We start from the raw sequence: 22578 nt of genomic DNA, 5'->3' as shown, positions 1-22578 counted from the left end.
TATTTCCCAAATACAAAGAAAAATAACGTTTTTTATTTTGTATTTTGTTCGATTTGCACTATCTTTGCACCTATGATTAACCAACAATTATTGAATCCCAAGAGCATCGTCGTCATCGGCGGCTCTAACAACGTGCATAAGCCCGGTGGTGCTATTGTACGTAACATTAAGAATGGTGGTTTCGATGGTCCGCTGCACATCGTAAACCCCAAGGAAGACGAAGTGCAGGGAATCAAAGCCTATCATGATGTAAAGGACATCCCCGAAACGGACTTGGCCGTGCTCGTAGTGGCTGCCAAGTTCTGTCCCGATTACGTAGACTATCTTTGTGCCGAGAAAGGGGTGCGCGCCTTCGTGATTATCTCAGCCGGATTTGGCGAGGAGACCAAGGCGGGTGCCGAACTGGAGCAACGCATCCTGGATACGTGCAAAAAGTTCGGAGCAGCACTCATTGGTCCTAACTGTATCGGACTGCTGAACCGCAACCATCATAGTGTGTTTACGCTACCCATCCCCAACCTGAACCCACAGGGTGTTGATTTCGTATCGGGATCGGGTGCCACAGCCGTATTTATTTTGGAGAGTGCGGTTATCAAAGGCTTGCAGTTTAACAGCGTATGGAGCATTGGTAACGGCAAACAGATTGGTATCGAGGATGTGCTGCAGTATATGGACGAGCGCTTTAATCCCGAGACGGATTCGAAAGTAAAACTGCTTTATATCGAGAATATCTCTAACCCTGATAAGCTGTTGTATCATGCCAGTAACCTGATTCGAAAGGGTTGTAGGATTGCAGCTATCAAGGCAGGTTCGAGCGAGAGTGGCAGTCGCGCAGCTTCATCGCATACAGGTGCCATCGCCTCGAGCGATTCGGCCGTAGAGGCTCTGTTCCGTAAGGCAGGTATCGTGCGCTGTTTCTCACGCGAGGAGCTCACCACCGTGGGTTGTATCTTTACGCTGCCCGAACTGAAGGGTAAGAACTTTGCGATTGTTACCCATGCAGGCGGTCCTGGTGTGATGCTGACAGATGCCCTGTCGAAAGGCGGACTGAACGTGCCCAAGATTGAAGGTCATGAGGCCGACGAACTGAAAGCAAAGCTCTTCCCTGGCTCATCGGTAGCCAATCCTATCGATTTCCTGGCTACAGGTACTGCCGAGCAGTTGGGTACCGTGATTGATTATTGCGAAAACAAGTTTGATCATATCGATGCCATCGCCGTAATCTACGGCACACCTGGTCTCACCCATCTGTACGAGGCCTACGATGTGCTCGACAAGAAAATCAAAGAGTGCAAAAAACCTATCTTCCCCATCCTGCCCAGTCTGCACACAGCAGGTCCCGAGGTTGAGGAGTTTCTGAAGCGCGGTCACGTTAACTTCAGCGACGAGGTGACGCTGGCCACAGCACTCAGCCAGATTATGCGCACCCCCAAGCCAGCACCACCCGAGGTGCAGCTTTATGGCATCGACCTGCCCCGACTCTATAAGATTATCAGCAGTGTTACAGATAATGGTTATGTATCGCCACAAACCGTACGCGATATTCTTTCGTGTGCAGGCATTCCCCTTGTGCCCGAGATGGTAAGCACCAGCAAGGAAGAGCTACGTGCCTTTGCCGAACGTGTGGGATTCCCCGTAGTGGCTAAGGTAGTTGGTCCTATCCACAAGAGCGATGTGGGTGGTGTGGCCCTGAACATCCGCACCCCTGAGCACCTGGCTCTTGAGTTCGACCGCATGATGAAGATTAAGGATGCCACAGGTGTGATGGTACAGAAGATGATGAAGGGTACCGAGCTGTTTATCGGCGCCAAATACGAGAACCGTTTCGGCCATGTAACCCTTTGCGGTTTGGGCGGCATCTTTGTCGAGGTACTGAAGGATGTATCAAGCGGATTAGCCCCATTGAGTTACGACGAGGCATACTCGATGATTCACTCGCTCAAGGGCTATAAGATATTAAAAGGTACACGAGGCCAGAAGGGTATTAACGAACAGAAGTTTGCCGAGATTATCGTGCGCCTGTCAACCCTGCTGCGTTTCGCCATCGAAATCAAAGAGATGGACATCAACCCGCTGCTGGCCGACGAGAACGACGTAGTAGCCGTCGATGCTCGCATTCTCATTGAGAAATGAGAAAATGTAAAAATGTAAGAATGTAAAAATGAAGACTGCGATAGTAGGTGGAGGTGCGGCTGGATTCTTCCTAGCCGTTAACCTCAAGGAAATGTGCCCCGATATGGACATCACCATTTTTGAGAAATCGAAGAAGGTGCTGGCCAAGGTCGAGGTATCTGGTGGTGGCAGATGTAACTGCACCAACTCGTTCGAGGCTGTAAGCGATTTGCAACAGGTATATCCACGTGGACACAGGCTACTGAAACGACTGTTTAAGACCTTCGACTACCGCGATGCTTATGCGTGGTTCGAGAACCATGGGGTAAAACTCACCACTCAGGACGATCATTGTGTATTTCCCGCTTCCCAGGATTCGCATACCATCATTAATATCTTCTTAGCCGAAGCCCGTCGGAAGAACATTAAGATATGCACCCAGCATAAAATCGACAGCCTCGACGAACTGAAGGATTTCGATTTTAAGGTCATCACCACAGGTGGTGGTACCGCTTCGATGGCTGGCGTTCCAACCATCGAACCCGTTCCGTCATTGTTCACCTTCAGCATTGCCGACGAGGCCTTGCGTGCCTTGATGGGCACGGTGGTAGAAGATGCCACCGCCTCAATCCCAGGTACCAAGTTCCGCAGCAACGGACCATTGCTCATCACCCACTGGGGTATGAGCGGACCAGCCATTCTGAAGCTCAGTAGTCATGCCGCTCGCGATCTGCACGAGCATAACTACCAGATGCCTTTGGCTGTGAACTGGACCTCGCTCAAGGAGCCCGAAATCCAACAGGAGTTGCGCGAGATTATCAGTAACCATCCACAAAAGCAGATAGCCACCATCCGTCCCTTTGGTCTGCCCAGTCGTTTGTGGGATTACCTCGTAGCCAAGACCCTTGGCGAACGTGCCCAGAACCGTTGGCAGAATCTGAACCAGAAGGAGCTGAACCGACTGACCAATGCCCTGTGCAACGATCAGTACCAGATAGCAGGTCGTTCGGCCTTTAAGGACGAGTTTGTGACCTGTGGCGGTATCGACTTGGCTGGCGTTAATCCAAACACCTTAGAAAGCAAAAACCTCCCCAGCGTTTATTTCGCTGGAGAGGTTCTCGATATCGATGGCATCACAGGCGGATTTAATTTCCAAGCCGCCTGGACCACCGCTTATGTAGTTTCCATGGCTATTACTCAACAAGTGCGTTGTAGTCAGTCTCCTTCTGAGGGATGACCCAAGTCCAGGCGTTAGTCTCTTCAGGAAGGATGGTGATATCGAACACACCCTCCATAAAGCTACCACCCTGTGTGCGGTTCTTACGCACGATGGGCTGACCCCAACGCTTGTAGTCGAACCAGTCGTTACCCTCGGCAAAGAGGTCGAAACGGCGATAGAGCTTAATCTCAGTCATCAAGTCGTCGCCGGTCTTGGTGCTCTTGGTGTAAGCCTCGTCGTACTGACTAACAGCCTCAAACAGCAGCTGCTGTGCCTCAGCCTCCTTGTTCAGATGCATGTCGGCCTCAGCCTCGGTATACAGCATCTCAGCGGCACGGATAATGGGGAACGATCCACCACCAGGATAGAAACCTACCAGGAACTTAGTCTGCATATAAGCATAGACGAGCGAGGTAAGCTTGCCGCTCTGGTCGAAATACAAGCGATCCTTGTACTCAGCCTTTGCGCGGTTGTAAAGCATACCAGTGCTACGACCAGCTGCATTACACTCGGCATACTCCTCTTCGGTTGGTACCAGATAGAGCGAGCGGCGCACGTCGCTGGCAGGAATCTGATCGATGAGCTCCTTGCTGATGGCTACAGGATAAGTGCGGCAGTTGCTGGCACTTGAGTTGGCACCGATGTAAGCAAAGAAGCTATAGTAAGAGATGTTCTGCTGTTCATCCTCATACACACCCCATATCCACTCGTTGTTAGGTGTGTGGAAACCGTCCTGATACTGCTCAACCGTCATCAGCTTGTGGCCCTCGCGAGCCAGAGCTGCATACTTGGCAGCATTCTGCCAATCCTCGCGGTTGAGAGCTGCCTTGGCATAAACGGCATAGGCCACATCGAGACCGGGCTGGAAGAACTCCTCGCGCTTGCGATCGCTCTGCTGATAGAGGGCAATGGCCTCGTCGAGGTCGTTGTAAATCTGCTGATAGGTCTCGGCCTGAGTAGCGATGGCCTGCTCGCCCAGACTCTCGTCGACACGCAGCACGATACCATCGGTATTACCCTGATGATCGCTCCAACGGTTGGTGTAGAGCTGAGCCAGACGGAAGAACGAGTAAGCACGGAAAGTAAGGGCCTGAGCCTTGATAAACTTCTTATCGTTCTCCTCACCCTCGGCAGCATCGATATTGTTGATGATGGCATTGGCATTGCTCACCAACTTGTAATAATAGAACCAAGGATAAACGGTATAATCAGAAGTTGGACGCAGGTGGTAGGTTGAGTTCCACACACCCTGCCAACCAGAGTTATTGCTCTTCTGAGCATCGTTACCTGTAAAGGTGCCATACCAGTTCAGGATGGTGCCCTCGCCATTACAGCCCTGCTTGCTCATATACTGAGTAGTCATGGCCTTGCAGATACCATTGAGTGCCATCTCGGCATTCTGGGTGTTGCTGAGCACGGTGGGAGTACCCATCTCCGACTCGGGAGCGGTATCCAGGAAATCCTTGCTACAAGCGCTGAGTGCCAGCGTTGCGATACCTATATATATATACTTTTTCATAAAACTATTCACTATTAACTATTAACTCTTAAAACTTGATGTTCACCCCTGCAGAGAAGATGCGTGGTGTGACGAAGGTAGCACTCTGGGTGCCAGCAAAGTTCTGCTGTGGGTTCATACCCTTGCGCGATGTCAGCGTGAAGAGGTTCTCGCAGGTCAGTGTGAGCATCACGTTCTCGATACCAGCCTTGCGCACCAGTTCCTTAGGCAGCTGGTAGCTAAGGTTGATGTTCTTCAGAATGAGATAGCTGGCACTGGTGAGCCAACGTGAAGAGGTAGAGTTGAGGTCGGCCTCAAGACCACTCACGATGACAGGAACGTCGCTCAGCATAGGCACACCGTTGCGGTCGATAGCATCGGTAGCAGTAGCCTGTTCGGCGGTCCAGCCCTTCAGCACGTCCTTATGCAGGGCGGTTGGGGTGCTCTGTGAGTTCATCAGCAGCTGATAGTTGCTGTCCATCACCTTACCACCCAGCTGATAGGTGAACAGGGTGTAGAGCGAGAAGGCCTTGTAGCTCACGCTGAAGTTGAAGCTACCATAGGCGGTAGGCATGGCCGAACCGTGGAACTCGCGCTTGCCATAGGTGGTGAGATAGCTGTAAGGTGTGCCATCAATCACAACCACAGCGTTCTTCTGCGAACCGGTAATCTCTGCACCGGCAGGGTTACCGTAGGTAGTGCCGCCATCGGTAAAGAAGTACTCATCGCCGTTGAACTTATAGAGCGAGAGTCCGTTCTTGGTGTTCACGCCCTCCCAGGTGTAGGTATAGAACTGATAGCGGTCCATACCCTCAACAATCTTCTTGGTACCATCGATGATACCATCGCGGTTCTGCTCGGGCAGCTTCACCACCTTGTTCTTCTCGAAGGTGATGCTAGCACCTACGTTCACGCTCCAGTTCTTCGACTTGTAAACGTCCATATCGCCAGAAATCTCGACACCGTGGTTTGAGATGGTACCCAGATTCATGGTGGTTACCGACTGAGGTGTGGTGGTATCAGTAGCACCCGCAGAGAGTGGGTTGTAGACGTTGAAGATAAGGTCCTTGTTGCGACGGTCGAAGTACTCGACATTGAAGTTGAGCTTGTTGAAGAGGCGCCCCTCGATGGCAACACCCCATGACTGACCTGTCTCCCACTTCAAATCCTCGTTAGGCAGCTGAGAGATATAGTAAGCACCCTTGCCGGCATGAACATCCTGCTGATAGAGGGCCATATAGCCATAGAGACCAGAACCAGAGTCGTTACCTACCTCACCATAGTCGGCACGCAACTTCAGGTAGTTCACCCAGTCATACTGCTTCATAAACTTCTCGTTAGAGATGACCCAGCTGGCACCTGTGCTCCAGAAGTTACCCCAACGGGCATTCTTGGCAAAGCGCGACGAACCATCGCGACGGAACGAGAACTCGATGTTGTAACGGCTGTCGTAGCCATAGCGCACACGACCCAGGTATGACTCGAGGGCGTAGTTGTCGTTGTAGTCGTAGAGCTGAGCAAACTGAGTGAAGTTGAGCAGATTGGTGAGATTGGGCACAATCTCTGAATCCTTACCCGAAGCCATGTAGTTGCGGGTGAGCTTGTAGCTCTCGTGACCCAGCAGAGCGTCGACAGAATGTACGCCAAACTCCTGGCGCCAATGCAGCTGCTGCTGGAAGGTGTAGTTCTTCTGGCGAACATCGGTACGGCGCAAACGGCCGTTGTTGGCCTTACCGTCGCCAATCACAGCCGAGTAGTACTTGTTCTCTGAGTCGTTGCTCAGGTTCAGACTACCCTTCAGCGAGAGTGTGAAGTTGTAAGGCAGAATGATATTGGCGTAGGCAATACTGTTAACGGTATTGCGGATAATCTTATCGGTGTTCAACTGGTTCTCCCAGATGATGTGACGATCGGGATACTGATTGCGGGTGTGAACCACCTGACCATCGGGATCGATATATGAACCGCCATCGTACATCAGGTTGCCCATACCGTCGAGATAGTACTCACCTGTAGTCAGGTTGTGGGCATGAACAGGATAAATGGGCGAAATCTTGCGACAGAAGTTGAATGGGTTGGTATTGGCGTTACCAGTACCATAGCCGGCATTGAAGTTCTGGTGGGTAGCGTTAAGACTAACACCCACCTTGAGCCACTCAGCTGGCTGGATGTTACCCGAGAGACGAGCCGACAGACGGTCGAAACCAGAGGTCTTCAGGTAGCCCTGCTCGTCGAGATAGCCTAATGAAACCAGATAGTCTGACTTCTCGGTAGCGCCGTTGGCGTTGAAATTGTACTCCTGACGATAGCCGTGACCAATGGCCTGCTTATACCAGTCCAGATCCTCGCCATAGGTACCCTTTATGCGGGCGTCGCTCACCAGCTTGCCGTCGGCAGTAAAGAGTGCCTCGTCGGCCTTGTCGAAGATATTCAGCTGAAGTCGGTCGGCAATCAGGTGCTTCGAGGCGTATGCACCAGCTGTAGCAGCATCGTCGCCAGCAGCCATGCGGTTGTTCTTCATGTTGAGCCACTGAGCCTCCATCCACTCGCGGGCGCCCAGACGGTCGTACTCGGCAATACCGCGTGAATAGGTACCCTGCTTCACATCGAAGGTGATGTTCATCTTACCCTGCTTACCCTTCTTGGTGGTAATCAGGATGACACCGTTAGAGGCACGGTTACCATACAAAGCAGCCGAAGCAGCATCCTTCAGTACCGACATCGACTCGATGTCCTGTGGGTTCAGGTCGCTGATGCTACCGCTATAAGGCACGCCATCAAGAATATAGAGTGGTGACGAAGAACCATTGACGGTTCCCACGCCACGAATACGAATCTGTGGGTCTTCACCAGGTGCTCCAACACTGCTGTTCACCTGTACACCAGTTACGGTACCTTCCAGAGCCGATGCTACCGAAGTGGTAGGACGCAGCTCGATGGCCTCGCTCTTTACCTCCTGAATAGATCCGGTAAGCGATGTCTTCTTCTGTGTACCATAAGCCACAACCACTACCTCGTCCAGGGTGTGTACATCATTTCTTAACTGAATCTTTAAAGTTTTTGTGCTTACTGCCACCTCAAGTGGTTCCATGCCCACATAGGTAATACGCAGTGTTTTCATACCCTCTGGTACTTCGAGTGTGAAGTTACCATCATAATCGGTAATGGTACCAATGCTTGAATTGCCAACCACCTGGATGGTGGCACCAATAATAGGCTCGTTATCCTCATAACTTACCACTGTACCAGTAACCGTTGTTTGTGCCAGTGCCATCCCCACACTAAGGAACAGCCCAGCCAACATCATACTGAGTCTTTTCATTTAATTTAAAAGTATAAAAAATATATTAGTAATTACTATTCAACTTAAACAAACCAAAATTATCAACCTAATCTTCTTCTTTTTTCTAAAATTTTAATCAATATCACTGGAATGAGGGCGCAAAGTTAAGAAAAATTTTTAATACTCACAAGTTTTTTTCAAAATATATGGTATTTTTATGCTCAATTCTTGCGCTAAGTTGCTCCAACTATTGTACGTTTGTGCAAATTTCGTAACTTTGCATCCGCAATTATTGATTACTATCATTAAATAAAATATTTATCGCATCATGGAGCAACAAAAACGCTACGGTCACTTCGACGACCAGCACCGCGAGTACGTGATTACCGACCCGCAGACTCCTTGGCCCTGGATTAACTATCTGGGCAACGAGGACTTTTTCTCTTTAATTTCTAATACCGCCGGTGGTTACTCATTCTACAAGGATGCCAAGTTCCGCCGTATCACTCGTTATCGTTACAACAATGTACCAATGGACAATGGTGGCCGATACTTTTATATCAAGGACGGCGACACCGTTTGGAACCCAGGTTGGAAGCCCTGCAAGACTCCACTCGATTTCTACGAGTGCCGTCATGGTATGAGCTACACCCGCGTCACAGGCCGTAAAAACGGCGTCGAGGCCAGCGTGCTGTTCTTCGTACCCCTGAAGAAGTGGGCCGAGGTACAGAAGCTCACACTCACCAACCAGAGCAACGAGGTTAAGAACCTCAAATTATTCTCGTTCGAGGAGTGGTGCCTGTGGAATGCTGCTACCGATATGGAGAATTTCCAGCGTAATTTCTCTACCGGAGAGGTAGAGATCGAGGGTAGCACCATCTATCACAAGACCGAGTACCGTGAGCGTCGCAACCATTATGCGTTCTACCATGTAAACACCCCTATCCAGGGCTTCGATACCGATCGCGAAACCTTCGTAGGTCTCTATAACGAGTTTGCCGATCCCCAGGTAGTGATCGAGGGCAAGCCCCGCAACAGCCACGCCCACGGCTGGAGCCCCATCGCCTCGCATTACATCGAGGTAACCCTGCAGCCAGGCGAAAGCAAGGACTTTGTGTTCCTGCTGGGTTACATCGAGAACGAACAGGACAAAAAATTCTCTGCTCCTCAGGTCATCAATAAGGACAAGGCACACGCCCTCATTGCCGAACTCGACACCACACAGAAGGTCGATCAGGCCTTTGCCGAGCTCTGTCAGTACTGGGATGCCCTCCTTAATATATATAATGTACGCACAGGCAACGATAAGCTCGACCGCATGGTTAACATCTGGAACCAGTACCAGTGCATGGTAACCTTCAACTTCTCTCGTTCGGCTTCGTTCTTCGAGAGTGGTATCGGCCGTGGCATGGGCTTCCGCGATTCTAACCAGGACCTCGTAGGCTTTGTACACCAGATTCCATCACGCGCCCGTCAGCGCATCATCGATATTGCCTCAACCCAGTTCCCCGATGGCGGCTGCTATCACCAGTATCAGCCCCTTACCAAGCGCGGTAACAACGATATCGGCGGTGGATTCAACGACGATCCCTGCTGGCTCATCTTCGGCACCGTGGCTTACATCAAGGAAACAGGCGACTTCTCTATCCTCGACGAGATGGTACCATTCGACAATCAGCCAGGCTCTGAGGTAACACTCTTCGAGCACCTCAAGATTTCGATGGATCACGTTATCAACAACCTCGGTCCCCACATGCTGCCACTCATCGGCCGTGCCGACTGGAACGACTGCTTGAACCTCAACTGCTTCTCATGGGATCCTAACGAGAGCTTCCAGACTACCGAGAACGTATCTGAGGGCACCAAGGCTGAGAGCTTGATGATTGCCGGCTTGTTCGTAGTAACAGGTAAGGATTACGTAGCCCTGTGCCAGAAGCTGGGTAAGACCCAGGAGGCCGAGCGCATGCAGAAAGCTATCGACGCTATGATCGAGGCTGTGAAGAAGCATGGTTGGGATGGCGAGTGGTATCTGCGCGCATACGATTTCTATGGCAACAAGATTGGTAGCAACGAGTGCGAAGAAGCCAAGATCTTTATCGAGAGCCAGGGCTGGTGCACCATGGCCGAGATTGGCGCTCAGGAAGGTATGGTTGCCAAGAGTCTCGACTCTTGTAAGAAGTACCTCGAGTGCGAGCACGGTATGGTTCTTAACAATCCCGCCTTTACCAAGTACATCTACGAGTACGGCGAAATCTCATCATATCCCGAGGGCTACAAGGAGAATGCAGGTATCTTCTGCCACAACAATCCTTGGGTCATCATCGGCGAGTGCTTGGCAGGTCGTGGTAACGATGCCTGGAGCCACTATGCCAAGATTCTCCCCTCATACGTCGAGGAGAAATACCAGACTCTGCACAAAGTAGAGCCATACGTTAACTGCCAGATGGTAGCTGGTAAGGATGCCTTTAAGCCAGGCGAGGGTAAGAACTCATGGCTCACAGGTACCGCAGCTTGGATGTGGTACACCGTATCAGAATTCATCCTCGGTATCAAGCCCGACTACGATGGTATCCGCATCGATCCCTGTCTGCCACAGACAGCTACCGACTACACCGTACAGCGTAAGTTCCGCGATGCCGAGTACGAGATCACCATCCACCCCAACGGCGCCCAGAAGGGTGTTAAAGCCATCACCCTCGATGGCCAGCCTGTTGATGGAACCGTTATCCCCTACTCTGCCGGCAAGCACGTAGTCGAGGTTACGATGTAATCAGGATTACATACATCTATACAAACCAATCCCCGCCCATCACTGAGCGAGGATTATTGGTTTTAGGCGACAATAAGTATGTTATACACTTCAAAAATGTACCTGCGTACCTGCGTTCGGCTAAGGTACCAAACGAGCATTCAACCAATGGCAGGGTTAAGTTAAAAACCATTCAACTTTTTCTAGGGAAGTACAGTATTTTATTTTTCAGTCAATCGCTTCAAAAAGAATTAAATTTCTACCACTGTGCTTTGTTATCTTGGAAAGAATGCGTAACTTTGCCAGCGATTTTTCGGTAAAGACAAATAACAGACTATTTATGAAACGAAACACGATTCTTGCCGTCGTTGCCGGCATTATGTTAGCCATTGGCTTTGGACCGTACTTACTGTTGCTGCTGGTTATCGCCCCCTTCGCTTACTTCATCATCAAGCGCAAGGAGCGGACGGCTGTTCCAAGGGTGACCTACGCCACGGTGGAAGAGGCAAAACAGAGATACGGAGAACCCGACGGCGTGGTGGTGCTGGATGCCTCGCGAGCCAACGAGCTCCCTGCCCTTATCCTATTCTATCCCAACCATGACATTGCGATTATCGCCGGCGAAGAGCTGAAACTCAGCAGTCTGGAGTGCGTGATGTCAAAGAACATGGCCACGCCCTACACCATAGACGAGTATGCTGTGATCATCGGTACCAACGACCCGCTTCGTCCCACTATCGAGCTCCGTGTGGGCTACGGTGCCGTACTGGCTGGCGACATTGCCGCACAGATAGACGCTTACATACAATAAAGGGAGTACATAACTGCACTCCCTGACTTGTAGTTGTATATAGGATTAAACTAATCCTGGAAATAAACGCGTTTTACGCGGTTGCTGATGCCGGTGAGGACCTCGTAGGGGATGGTGTCGAGGACATCGCTGAGCACGGTAACGGGCAGGTTCTCACCAAAGATCTCTACCTGGTCGCCCTCAACACATGGGATGTCGGTGACATCAATCAAAGCTACGTCCATGCAGATATTACCAACGTATTCGGCCTTCTGACCGTTCACGAGGCAGTAGCAGTGGCGATTGCCCAGGTGACGGTTCAAACCATCGGCATAGCCAATAGGAATGGCAGCAATGACAGAATCGCGGGTAAGCTTGCCCTTGCGACTGTAACCAACGGTATCGGTCTTAGGCACCTGGCGCATCTGCAGGATGGTGGTCTTCAGGGTGCTGACGGTATGGAGGATGCGGTTATCGCGCGAGTCGATACCATACAGGCCAAGACCCAGACGGCACATATCCAACTGGCGATCGGGGAAGTGCTCGATACCAGCAGAGTTGTCGATATGGCGCAGAATCTTATGCGAGAAAGCGGCCTGAAGCTTCTTGCTGCCCTCGTCGAACTTGAGGAACTGCAGCTTTGAGAAGTTATCGAAATCGTCGCTATCAGAGCCTACGAAATGGCTGAATACGGAACGGGGGATAACAGCCTGCTGATGGGTGAGGCGATCGATGAGCTCGTCCATATCCTGCTCGGGATCGAAGCCTAAGCGATGCATACCGGTATCGAGTTTGATATGTACAGGCCAGCCAGTGATACCCTCCTTGCGGGCTGCCTTGATGAGGGCATCGAGCAAACGGAAGCTATATACCTCAGGCTCCAGGTCGTAATCGAACATGGTCTTAAAGGCGGTCATCTCGGGGTTCATAATCATGATATTGGCGGTGATACCTGCCTTACGGAGGGTAACACCCTCGTCGGCCACGGCCACTGCAAGGTAATCAACACGGTGGTCCTGCAGGGTTTTGGCTATCTCGACAGCGCCTGCTCCATAGGCATCGGCCTTGATCATGCACACCATCTTGGTTTCGGGCTTCATGAACGAACGGTAGAAGTTGAGATTCTCGACCACGGCATTGAGGTTAACCTCGAGGATGGTTTCGTGAACCTTCTGTTCGAGCTGCTCGGTAATCTGATCAAAACCGAAGGGACGGGCACCCTTCAAAAGAATCATCTCGTCGCGCAAACCAACAAAGGCATCGCTACCCAGGAAGTGGTTTACATCGGCAAAGAACTGCTTGTCGGCAATCTGGATTTTATCGGCCTGGGCAGTGAGCTGGGCGCCGATACCAATAAACTTGGTGATACCACGTTTAACAGCTAACTCGGATACCTGGGCGTAGAGTTTTTCGGGTGAAAGACCCGACTGATACATATCGCTGAGAATAAGGGTACGCTTCTTCAACTCCTCGCGGCGATTCATGAAATCGAGCGCGATATCGAGCGAGTTGATATCGGAGTTGTACGAGTCGTTAATCAGGATGCAACCACGCTGGCCTTCTTTAACCTCGAGGCGCATGGCCACAGGTTCGAGCTTAGGCATGCGGTCGGCCAGATCGCCAGGGGTGAGGCCCAGGCGCAAGGCTACGGCTGCACAGGTGATACAATCCTCGATTGAGGCCTCGTCGATAAACGGAATCTCAAAGCAGTTTTCCTCTTCCTTATAGATATAGGTGATACGCGAGTTCTCGACGCTCTTGACGAAGAAGGCGGCCTGCTGATCGCAGGTGCTCCACGAGATTTTCTCGCCTTTGTAGTTCATGCGACGGATGCAACGGCTCACGATATCGTTATCAGAGCAATATACCATGGCCTCGGTATCGTGCATGAGCTCAAGTTTCTCCATACACTTTTCTTCCATCGAGCGGAAGTTTTCCTGATGGGCGGCACCTAACGAGGTGAGCACACCGATGGTGGGCTGGATGATATCGCGCAAGGCCATCATCTCGCCAGGCTGCGAGATACCTGCCTCGAAGATACCTATCTCGGTTTGCTCGTTAAGTAACCATACCGAGAGGGGCACACCTATCTGTGAGTTGTAGCTGCGAGGCGAACGCACAATGCGCTGCGAGGGCAACAGCAACTGATAAAGCCACTCCTTAACCATGGTTTTACCGTTGGAGCCGGTGATGCCTACGATGGGCAACGAGAACTCGTCGCGATGGCGCTCGGCCAAACGCTGCAAGGCTGCCAACGTGTGCGGTACGCGCAAGAAATTGGCTTGCGGATAAAGGGTTTCGTAAGCCTCAGGCACCTGTTCTACTACGAACTGACGCACACCACGGTTATACAAGTCCTGAATGTAACGATGACCATCGTTACGCTGTGTTTTCAGGGCAAAAAACAATGTTTCTTCGGGGAAACAAAGACTACGGCTATCGGTGAGCAACCAGCTTACCTGAGCCTCAGTGTTTCCATATCGTCGCGCTCCAATGAGCGTGGTAACCTTTTCTATACTGTATTTCATACTGCAAAGTTAGGATATTTTTTTTGCAACTCAGAAATTTTTAACATAGTTTTATCCATAAATATGCGATATTCATCCGAGTCGGGGTTGAACGGCTTGTGATTCAGCGCGGCCTTGAGGGGTTGCCACTCCTTGAGGAATGCCTTGGCCTCGGGGCTGAGGTACACCTCGGAGAATCGCTGCCAGATATACTCTACGGCCTGCGATGAGGGATGCAGCATATCATCGGCATAAAAGCGGTAATCGCGCAACTCGTCGTTGATGATTTCGTAGGCGGGGAAGTAGCTTGCGCCCGCCACCTGACTGGTGGCAAGCAGAAGGGTGGCCTTGGAGAGCTGGGAGCCGTGGTAGCCGTATTTGCGATAGCGGATGGGACTGACGGTGAGCACGATGTGCATATCGGGATTAGCCGCATGCAGGATATCGATGCCCTGCTGCAGGTAATCGGCACACTCATCAACGGTGAGTTCCTGCTCGATAAAGAGCGACTGTGGGCGCTTCTGACAGTTATCCACTATCTCACCAGTTTCCTTTAAGATATACACGTGATTAGTGCCTAAAGTAAGGAAGGCTGTTTTTACGGATGCCAGCTCGGACTGAGCAGCGAGACGCTGGATAGTATGGAGGATGGAGGCGGGATTATACATCACGCCAAAGGGATTAACAATGGTGCGGAACTTCTCATCAGTGAAGCGCGCGCCTATCTTATCAGCAAAGCACGACCCTACGAAGAGCATCTCCTCGCAAGCCCCTATCCTAAACCCAGGGGCGTCAATATCTACAATCGTTCGAAAATCCATTAGCTCCTGCTGATTTGCAGGCCCGTGGTAGAGAGACTCATCTCGACAAAGCGGGCATTTTTACGGATGCTGTTTTCAGAAAGAATCTGTTTGATACGTGCTGCAGCTTCGGGATCCTTGGCTATCATGTACAAATAGCCGCCACCACCTGCACCTGGCAGTTTATAACCTAAGCAAAGGTCGTCGATCAAGCTGGTGAGCTTAGCCACATCGACGGGGTTGGTACCCGAATCGAGTGCCTGGTTCTGTGCCCATGTCTTACGCACCAGCAAGCCCATACGTTCAAAGTCGTTCTGCTGAATGGCCTCGTACATATCGAGGGTATGCTGTTTCATCTGGCGCAACATGCGCAGTTCGCCACCATGGTTCAGGAACATGCGGCGCACAATCTCGGCCAGGATACTCTTAGCCGTACGCGTGATACCTGTATAATATAATAGGTGGCAGGGGCGATATTCGGGTTGTGTCCATAGATCGGTGGGCAACCAGCGCACCTGTGGGTTCTGGGCAAATCCCCTACCCGTTTGCAGAAGTTTTACGCCACCCAGCACACCACCAAACTGATCCTGCCAACCACCACCTGTGGTGAGCATCTGTTCGAGCATAAGCGTGCGATGACCAATCTCGTTCTTATCCCAACCCAGTCCGCAGAAGTCGTTGAGCGCCCCCAGCACAGTAGCAGCCAGGATACTGCTAGTGCCTAAACCACTGCCTGCCGGGATGGCACTGAGCAGCGTGAGCTCGATACCTGCGCCAAAGGCTGACAACTCGTCCTTGAGCGAATGCTGACCAAAGCCTGCCAATACCAAGGCTGCCTTGGGGATTGAGAAAGGCGAGCCTACGTGCATAAAATCACGCAACTGCTCGGAGGTCTCTACCACCTCCATGGCACCCAGATCGATACTACGCAGCACGATACGGGGCTCCTGACAGGGGCGTACATAGGTTTGCAACGGGGGCTGGCCATTGAGTTCGATTGCCAGGTTGATGACATTTCCGCCTTCCATCAAACAATAAGGAGGGGTATCAGTCCAACCACCTGCGATATCGATACGCACGGGTGAACGTCCCCATACAATCTGGTCGTCAGCCACACTGAGCTGTGGTATTTGCTGAAGATCGTCGGCATCGAGCAAGCCCTCGCGAAGGAGTGTAAACGCCTTGTCACTCTCGCCACGGAACATGGCATCGTGGATGCGAGTCATCAAGGGGGCCTCAAGGTCGAGCGCGGGGGGCATCTCGATATGCTGTTCCTCGAACTCGCGCTTTGCATCGGCCAGGTCGAGCTGATAGAACACGCTATGGTTCCAGTTTTTGGCCAATGCACTCCAGTTGAGTTTGCGGAAAGCCTTACGCTGGGCAAACAAGCGATGCAGATTAGCCTCGGTACTAATCTCCTCGGCTGAGATCAGCCGAGTGGCTAGCAAAGCTAGCCCATCTAGAGTTTCTAGAACCTCTAGTTCTGCTAGACTGCTAGTTACTACAAACTGCTGCTTCTGCTGTTCAGCACCAGCAAACTTATCGTCGATATGGTACAGGCGCACGGCGTATTCGGTATCGCCAATGGGCACTACATCGATACACTCGCCTGGGGCCAGGTTCACCTTCCAATGGTTCTCGGGCACACCTGTTATAATATTGTCGTGGCTCAGGGTCCAGCCCTCGCTCACGTCGCTGTTTTCAATCCAGATATTGGTATTATCCTCGGTAAACTTGTACTTGCAAACGGCATTCTGCACAAAGATGCTGGGGTGCGGTTTGCGATCGTGGTGCATAATCTCTCGCTGATCGTTTACCAGGTTCTGAATGCGGAGGGTAGAAGAAATCATCTCGCGCGAAGTACCAAAATGGTAGAACTCGCCACCCTGCAGGGGCACAATGGCCACCTTAAGATCCTTCAGATCGTCGTCGGGCAACGAAGGGTTGGTACCCAAAGCACAACCGAACTCAGAGTACATATCGTACTCGATAATATCATCGCCTTTCTTCGACTTCTTGGCGAGGAGCTCTACAGCCTTGTCGCTCAGCATCCAGATGCCGATATCGGTGAGGTAATAATGATCCTTCTGAAGCTCGTTAAGGGTCTCGATGCTGGGTTTCTGCAGCATATGCTTGAGCACCTGGGGCGACTTGCGCGAGCTGACAAACACACCGTGGTTTTTGGCAACTGAGGCATCGAGCCACAAGCCATAGCACACCACATCGGCATCGGGGATGGGTTGCAGAGGCTGTGAGGTGCGCACCAGCACATCGCCACTTACCACCATGGTGTGGATGCCCTCGGGGGCCATATCCATCATCTGCTCGTAAAGGGGCAGCTGCAGACTGAGCAAATCCTGCGAGAGGCGCTGTCCACGCTCCCAACGGAACACGGGTACGGGGGTTAGGATCTTACCTGATGGGGCATACGAGGGCAGGCGACGACTCTGGCCGCCGGCATGCAGCAGGATACGCTTTTCGCGGGGCAGCCACTCGGCAAGCGAGGCGCCATCCTCGGTAGTCATACAGGCCTGCAACAGCCAGGTGGTTCCACCACCACTACCCAACTTATGACCAACTGGATCGTTGGTACAGAAATACTCCTCACGACTCAGTCCGGTAACATCGTGAAAACTGTCCACCAAGTTTGGTGGCAATGAAAGCAGTTTTTTCATAGGCTATTTCTTTTTGCGCCAATACATCACTGCTGTGCCGATGAGCACAAGCAGCAAAATGGCATAAGCAGTATATGCGATAGACTCAGTAACATCTACCGACTTGGGGAAGAAGCTGAGCACAACCTCGTGTTTACCAGGTTTTACGTTCAGGGCACGCAGAATATAGTTTACCCTACCCAACTCGGCAGGCTCACCATCGATGGTAGCTGTCCAGCCTGGATAGTAAACCTCGGAGAATACCAGTACACCACCCTTACCCGAGTTAACCTCGTAGGTAAGCTGGTTAGGCTCGTAGCTCTTGATATCCACGGTGCTGGTGGTATCCTGTGTAACAGCATCACCCAACTGGGTTTGGAACTTCTCGTCGGCCACAGCCTCGTGGCGCAGATCAATCTGACCCACCTTCAAGATTTCCTCGTTGGCATTCTTGGCATAGCTAATCTTATCAACAAACCACGCATTACCCAAAGTATAGGGGTTCTGGATGGGCACTGTCTGGCCCCCTTGCAGTGGGAACACAAAGTAGCGGGTGTTAAGCATATTGATAACTGGGCAGATGCTGTCGCCCTTAACCTGAGTCATGTCGCCACCAGCCTCGGCCACGGCATTCATCAGGCGCTGCATCTCGGGCGAGATGTACTGCTCTATCATCTCCTGATAGCGGCGCAGCTTAGCGGCATGGTAACCACCAATGCTCTTATGGTAGTAAGACGTCTCGTTCTCGTTAAAGGTGTTTGAAGCGAGGTTGAGCACACGGTAATCCAAGGCCTTGTCGCGCAGGATGAGCTCATCAGTCTGCGACATCTGCTGTGGAGCCTCGCGCTCGCTCTGGGGCACAAACATCTCATCGTTCAGGTAACGCTTGTTTACCTGCCAAAGGTCGATCAAGCAGAGCACCAGGATAGCGCCAATGGTATATTCGGCCTTGAGTTTGCGATACTTATAGGCCATGAGCAATACCATGCCCACCACGATAATCCAGAACGAACGCCAGCAATCGGCAGTAAACACGGCTGTACGCATGTCAACCAAGTTACTGACAAGTGGCTGGATGTGCTCCTGTGGCAAGGTGCTCAGGGCACGCATTTCGCTCGACGAAATAAAGCCATCGAAGAACGTGGTTGGCATCAAGGCAAACAACAGGCAGAAGCCTGCAGTAACACCAAAGCTGATGTAGATAGACTTGCTATACTTGGTAAAACCCTCGGGCTCGTCAAACAGTTTCTTGAGGGCCATCATGGCCAACAAGGGGATGGTGAATTCGGCAATCACCAATATCGAGGCCACAGTACGGAACTTGGCATACATGGGCACATAGTCGAGGAAGAAATCGGTAAAGCCCATGAAGTTACGACCCCACGAAAGGAGTATCGACAGGATGGTAACAGCGAGCAAAGCCCACTTCATAGGACCTTTGACAATCAGCAGTCCCAACACAAACAGGAACATCACAAAGGCACCTACATACACAGGACCGCTGGTACCAGGCTGTTCGCCCCAGTACTGACCAATCTGCTGGTAGATGCTCTCGTAGGTAGGATCGGCTTTCTCCATGGCAATCTTACTCTCGCTCATGGGTACCGAGGCACCACCCTTGGTGTTTGGGATGAGCAAGGTCCAGGTCTCGTCGATACCATAACTCCACTGTGTAATATAATCACGCTCCAAACCACTGCTGGTCTGGTTGGCCGAGTTCTTCTTTACCAGTTCGCTCTTACCACGCATCGACTCCTGACCATACTGCCAGGTGTGATAGAGGTTAGAGAGATTGATGCACACACCAATGGTGGCACCTGCCAGGCACACGGCTGTAGCCTTGCCAAAGGTAGCCAACTGATGCTTGCGGATGGCATCTACCAGCCAGGCAATCACCATAGCCAGGATGATGAACAGATAGTAATACGTCATCTGCACGTGGTTAGCATTAATCTCGAAAGCGGTAAAAATGGCTGTGAGCACAAAGCCCCACAGGTATTTGCCCCTATAGGCCAGCACTAAACCTGCAATCAATGGTGGCAGATAGGCCAGGGCCCACACCTTCCAGATGTGACCTGCGGCTATGATAATGAGGAAATAAGTGCTGAAGGCCCACACAATAGAGCCTAACGCAGCCAGATGCTGACGGAAATCGAAAGCACGCAGCAAGATATAGAATCCTAGCAGATAAGCAAACACATACCACACATTCTCGGGTAAGAACAAGTGGTAGATCTTGGTCATCGTACTGAGTTTATCGGTAGAGTGATACGAGGGAGCCATCTGGTAGGTAGGCATACCACCAAACAGGGCGTTGGTCCAACGACTACGCTCACCTGTTTTCTGCATATATTCGATACCCTCCTGACCAGCACCACGACCAGCTGAGGCATCGTGACGGTACAGGATACGTCCCTCGATATCGGCAGGGAAGAAATACGCAAAGGCCAGAACGGCAAATAACAACACTGCCAACATATCGGGCAGCCATTTTTTCAATAATGTCATAACTTGCAAATTATTTAATTTGCCTGCAAAATTACACATATTTTTTTATTATCCGCTCGGCTTTGCCGCTTTTTTAAAAAAAAGAATTGTCAATTCTCATTTTTTTCGTATCTTTGCAGCAAAATATGGAAGAAACAATCATTACAAGCGTACAAAACGCCAAGATTAAGCACGTAGTAGCCCTGCAACAAAAGTCGTCGCTCCGCCGTGAGGAGGGACTGTTTGTGGTTGAGGGCCAGCGCGAGATAGAGCACTGCAAAGCCTGTGGCTACGAGGTGGTTGAGGAGTACATCCGCGACAAAAACGTTTCGCCGCAGGTATATGAAAAGATGGCCTATCGCGGCAGTACCGAGGGGCACATTGCCGTGGTGCGCTGCAAGGAGCATACACTGGCCAAATTACAGTTAAAGGAGAACCCTTTGATTGTAGTGCTGGAGAGTGTGGAGAAACCAGGCAACTTAGGTGCGATTCTGCGTAGTGCCGAGGCCGCTGGTATCGATGCGCTGATAGTGTGCGACCCACTGACGGATATGTACAACCCCAACGTGATTCGTGCCAGTATCGGCGGTGTGTTCTGCGTGCCCACAGCCGTTTGTCCGTCACAGGAGTGTATCGCCTTCCTCAAGGAGCACGGCATTAAAATTCTCACCGCCCAGTTGCAGGATTCGTACGAGTATTACGATTACGATATGACACAGGGCACAGCCATTGTGATGGGCACCGAGAGTACGGGTCTTACCAACCAGTGGCGCGAGGCCGCCGATGCACATATCCGCATACCCATGCTGGGCCGCTTAGACTCGCTGAACGTCAGCGTTAGTGCTGCAATCCTGATGTACGAGGCCGTACGCCAGCGCAATGTAAAAAATTAACAATGTAAAAATTCAAAGTATGAAGATTGGAATGATCGTAGCAATGGACAAGGAACTGAAGCAGCTCCGTCCATTATTCCCCGAAGATAAAGTGATTCTGCAGAAGAGTGGTATTGCCACTGTAAATGCCGCCATCCAGGCTGTAGAGATGATTCGCCAGTACAAGCCCGACGTGATTATCTCGAGTGGTTGCGCTGGTGGCAATGGCGATGATATCAACCTGCAGGATGTAGTGGTTAGTTCGGAACTGACCTACCACGATGTGTATTGTGGTTACGCTATCGATGAAAGCACTGTATATGGACAGGTGCAGGGTTTGCCAGCCCGTTATCAGGCTGATCCCTATCTGCTTGAGAAGGCTCAGTTGGCAGGTGCCAAGCCAGGACTGATAGTTACAGGCGACTGGTTTGTGGATTCAAAGGAAAAAATGCGCGAGATAGTAAGTCACTTCCCCGAGGCTAAGGCCGTGGATATGGAGAGCTGTGCCATCGCGCAGGTGTGCCACATCTATAAGGTGCCCTTTATCTCGTTCCGTGTAATCAGCGATATTCCCCTGCGCGACACTGATGCCTCGCAGTATCACAACTTCTGGGATACCGTGGCCGAGAAATCATTCATCACCACCAAAACATTCATTGAAAGTCTTTAAATTATGGAAGTTATACAGAGTTTTACAATTGACCACACGCACCTGAAGCCAGGTATCTACGTATCGCGTGTGGATAAAGGTTTCACCACATTCGACTTGCGCATTACCGAACCCAACAAGGAGCCTGCTGTTGCCCCTGCCGCTATCCACAGCATTGAGCACCTGATGGCCACCTGGTTCCGCAATTCGTGCGCCAAAGAGGATGTGGTATATGTAGGTCCGATGGGCTGCCTCACAGGTATGTACATCATTATGACAGGCGAATACACAGTTGAGGATATGCGCCAGTTGACCATCGAGTGCCTGGAGTGGATACTGACACAGGACGAGGTGCCTGCTACACGTCCCGAGGCCTGTGGCAACTATCTGCTGCACGATCTGCCCATGTGCAAATGGGAGTGCGCCCGCTATCTGGATCGCCTAAAGAACGATTTCCACTGTGAGTACACCAAACTGCAGATTACACTCGAAGATGGTAAGGTGTTTGCCGATGCCTAATCTATCAACAAGCATAAAAAAGTAATCCCCACCTCGATTGAGATGGGGATTATTCTTTTCTTGGTTGTAAGTACGAATATTACTTACGGAGACCCAGAGCCTTGATGATAGCACGATAACGATTGATATCGTTATTGTACAGGTACTTCAGCAACTTACGACGCTTACCTACCAGCATGGTGAGTGAACGTGCAGTGTTGTGATCCTTGTGATTCTTCTTCAGGTGCTCTGTCAGGTGAGAGATACGGTAGCTGAAGAGTGCAATCTGAGCCTCTGCAGAACCAGTATCAGTAGTGCTCTTACCGTACTGACCGAAGATCTCCTCTTTCTTTGCCTTGTCTAAATACATAATTTTAATGTGATTAAAAAATTGTTGCAATAACATTTTTCAAACGCGATTCCCGCCTAATCACCAGTGGGTTTACGTCGTCAAATGCTC

The 22578-nt window shown here is 51.1% G+C and carries 14 protein-coding genes; 7 read left to right on the top strand and 7 right to left on the bottom strand.

Translation table 11 applies throughout. From position 1 onward, the window contains the following. The first annotated feature begins 72 nt into the window (after positions 1-72). Positions 73-2133 (top strand): acetate--CoA ligase family protein, encoded by a 2061-nt coding sequence (locus T500_RS0110995; protein ID WP_028908150.1) that lies wholly within the window; start codon positions 73-75, stop codon positions 2131-2133. A 28-nt stretch (positions 2134-2161) separates the two neighbouring features. Further along, entirely contained in the window at positions 2162-3349 is a 1188-nt protein-coding gene (locus tag T500_RS0110990; RefSeq protein WP_028908149.1) for an aminoacetone oxidase family FAD-binding enzyme, read from the top strand. Here the strand turns inward: T500_RS0110990 and T500_RS0110985 are convergent. Together T500_RS0110985 and T500_RS0110980 are read right to left on the bottom strand one after the other, a co-directional pair. Further along, positions 3306-4850, bottom strand: coding sequence for a RagB/SusD family nutrient uptake outer membrane protein (locus tag T500_RS0110985; protein WP_028908148.1), 1545 nt, complete (start codon positions 4848-4850; stop codon positions 3306-3308). The genes T500_RS0110990 and T500_RS0110985 overlap by 44 nt on opposite strands. Before the next feature lie 28 nt (positions 4851-4878). Then, on the bottom strand, positions 4879-8151 hold the full coding sequence (locus tag T500_RS0110980) for a SusC/RagA family TonB-linked outer membrane protein (RefSeq protein WP_028908147.1): 3273 nt from the start codon (positions 8149-8151) through the stop codon (positions 4879-4881). 289 nt (positions 8152-8440) lie between these two features. Between T500_RS0110980 and T500_RS0110975 the strand changes: the two genes are divergently transcribed. Next, positions 8441-10882, top strand: a complete 2442-nt coding sequence (locus T500_RS0110975; protein ID WP_028908146.1) for a GH36-type glycosyl hydrolase domain-containing protein — start codon at positions 8441-8443, stop codon at positions 10880-10882. 319 nt (positions 10883-11201) lie between these two features. Further along, on the top strand, positions 11202-11672 hold the full coding sequence (locus T500_RS0110970) for a hypothetical protein (protein ID WP_139209046.1): 471 nt from the start codon (positions 11202-11204) through the stop codon (positions 11670-11672). 50 nt (positions 11673-11722) lie between these two features. Here T500_RS0110970 and T500_RS0110965 read toward each other — a convergent pair whose 3' ends face one another. Genes T500_RS0110965 through T500_RS0110950 form a run of 4 tightly spaced genes read right to left on the bottom strand, consistent with a single transcriptional unit; the run spans position 11723 to position 20120 of the window. Then, positions 11723-14179 (bottom strand): bifunctional UDP-N-acetylmuramoyl-tripeptide:D-alanyl-D-alanine ligase/alanine racemase, encoded by a 2457-nt coding sequence (locus T500_RS0110965; RefSeq protein WP_028908145.1) that lies wholly within the window; start codon positions 14177-14179, stop codon positions 11723-11725. After that, positions 14176-14979 (bottom strand): GSCFA domain-containing protein, encoded by an 804-nt coding sequence (locus T500_RS0110960; RefSeq protein WP_028908144.1) that lies wholly within the window; start codon positions 14977-14979, stop codon positions 14176-14178. Before T500_RS0110960 ends, T500_RS0110965 begins: the two co-directional genes overlap by 4 nt. Continuing rightward, complete coding sequence (locus tag T500_RS0110955) at positions 14979-17633, bottom strand: bifunctional fucokinase/fucose-1-phosphate guanylyltransferase (protein ID WP_028908143.1); 2655 nt, start codon at positions 17631-17633, stop codon at positions 14979-14981. Before T500_RS0110955 ends, T500_RS0110960 begins: the two co-directional genes overlap by 1 nt. Positions 17634-17636: 3 nt before the next feature. After that, on the bottom strand, positions 17637-20120 hold the full coding sequence (locus T500_RS0110950) for a YfhO family protein (RefSeq protein WP_028908142.1): 2484 nt from the start codon (positions 20118-20120) through the stop codon (positions 17637-17639). A 125-nt stretch (positions 20121-20245) separates the two neighbouring features. Here T500_RS0110950 and T500_RS0110945 point away from each other — a divergent pair, with 125 nt between their 5' ends. Genes T500_RS0110945 through T500_RS0110935 form a run of 3 tightly spaced genes read left to right on the top strand, consistent with a single transcriptional unit; the run spans position 20246 to position 22139 of the window. Continuing rightward, positions 20246-20992 (top strand): TrmH family RNA methyltransferase, encoded by a 747-nt coding sequence (locus tag T500_RS0110945; RefSeq protein ID WP_028908141.1) that lies wholly within the window; start codon positions 20246-20248, stop codon positions 20990-20992. 19 nt (positions 20993-21011) lie between these two features. Further along, a complete protein-coding gene (gene mtnN / locus T500_RS0110940) occupies positions 21012-21641 on the top strand; it encodes a 5'-methylthioadenosine/S-adenosylhomocysteine nucleosidase (RefSeq protein WP_028908140.1) in 630 nt (209 codons plus the stop codon). Positions 21642-21644: 3 nt separating this feature from the next. Next, complete coding sequence (locus tag T500_RS0110935; RefSeq protein ID WP_028908139.1) at positions 21645-22139, top strand: S-ribosylhomocysteine lyase; 495 nt, start codon at positions 21645-21647, stop codon at positions 22137-22139. 79 nt (positions 22140-22218) lie between these two features. Here T500_RS0110935 and rpsO read toward each other — a convergent pair whose 3' ends face one another. Next, on the bottom strand, positions 22219-22488 hold the full coding sequence (gene rpsO, locus T500_RS0110930) for a 30S ribosomal protein S15 (RefSeq protein ID WP_013063513.1): 270 nt from the start codon (positions 22486-22488) through the stop codon (positions 22219-22221). Positions 22489-22578 lie beyond the last annotated feature (90 nt).

Origin of the sequence: Xylanibacter ruminicola Ga6B6 (assembly GCF_000687715.1) — a bacterium.
GTDB lineage: Bacteria > Bacteroidota > Bacteroidia > Bacteroidales > Bacteroidaceae > Prevotella > Prevotella ruminicola_B.
The sequence above is the reverse complement of the archived record's forward strand: the minus strand, read 5'-3'. Positions and strand labels throughout refer to the sequence as shown.

Bases quoted from the DNA above. Each gene is read 5' to 3' on its own strand.
- T500_RS0110995 (WP_028908150.1), top strand. From the start codon at position 73: ATGATTAACCAACAATTATTGAATCCCAAGAGCATCGTCGTCATCGGC.
- T500_RS0110990 (WP_028908149.1), top strand. From the start codon at position 2,162: ATGAAGACTGCGATAGTAGGTGGAGGTGCGGCTGGATTCTTCCTAGCC.
- T500_RS0110985 (WP_028908148.1), bottom strand. From the start codon at position 4,850: ATGAAAAAGTATATATATATAGGTATCGCAACGCTGGCACTCAGCGCT.
- T500_RS0110980 (WP_028908147.1), bottom strand. From the start codon at position 8,151: ATGAAAAGACTCAGTATGATGTTGGCTGGGCTGTTCCTTAGTGTGGGG.
- T500_RS0110975 (WP_028908146.1), top strand. From the start codon at position 8,441: ATGGAGCAACAAAAACGCTACGGTCACTTCGACGACCAGCACCGCGAG.
- T500_RS0110970 (WP_139209046.1), top strand. From the start codon at position 11,202: ATGAAACGAAACACGATTCTTGCCGTCGTTGCCGGCATTATGTTAGCC.
- T500_RS0110965 (WP_028908145.1), bottom strand. From the start codon at position 14,179: ATGAAATACAGTATAGAAAAGGTTACCACGCTCATTGGAGCGCGACGA.
- T500_RS0110960 (WP_028908144.1), bottom strand. From the start codon at position 14,979: ATGGATTTTCGAACGATTGTAGATATTGACGCCCCTGGGTTTAGGATA.
- T500_RS0110955 (WP_028908143.1), bottom strand. From the start codon at position 17,633: ATGAAAAAACTGCTTTCATTGCCACCAAACTTGGTGGACAGTTTTCAC.
- T500_RS0110950 (WP_028908142.1), bottom strand. From the start codon at position 20,120: ATGACATTATTGAAAAAATGGCTGCCCGATATGTTGGCAGTGTTGTTA.
- T500_RS0110945 (WP_028908141.1), top strand. From the start codon at position 20,246: ATGGAAGAAACAATCATTACAAGCGTACAAAACGCCAAGATTAAGCAC.
- mtnN (WP_028908140.1), top strand. From the start codon at position 21,012: ATGAAGATTGGAATGATCGTAGCAATGGACAAGGAACTGAAGCAGCTC.
- T500_RS0110935 (WP_028908139.1), top strand. From the start codon at position 21,645: ATGGAAGTTATACAGAGTTTTACAATTGACCACACGCACCTGAAGCCA.
- rpsO (WP_013063513.1), bottom strand. From the start codon at position 22,488: ATGTATTTAGACAAGGCAAAGAAAGAGGAGATCTTCGGTCAGTACGGT.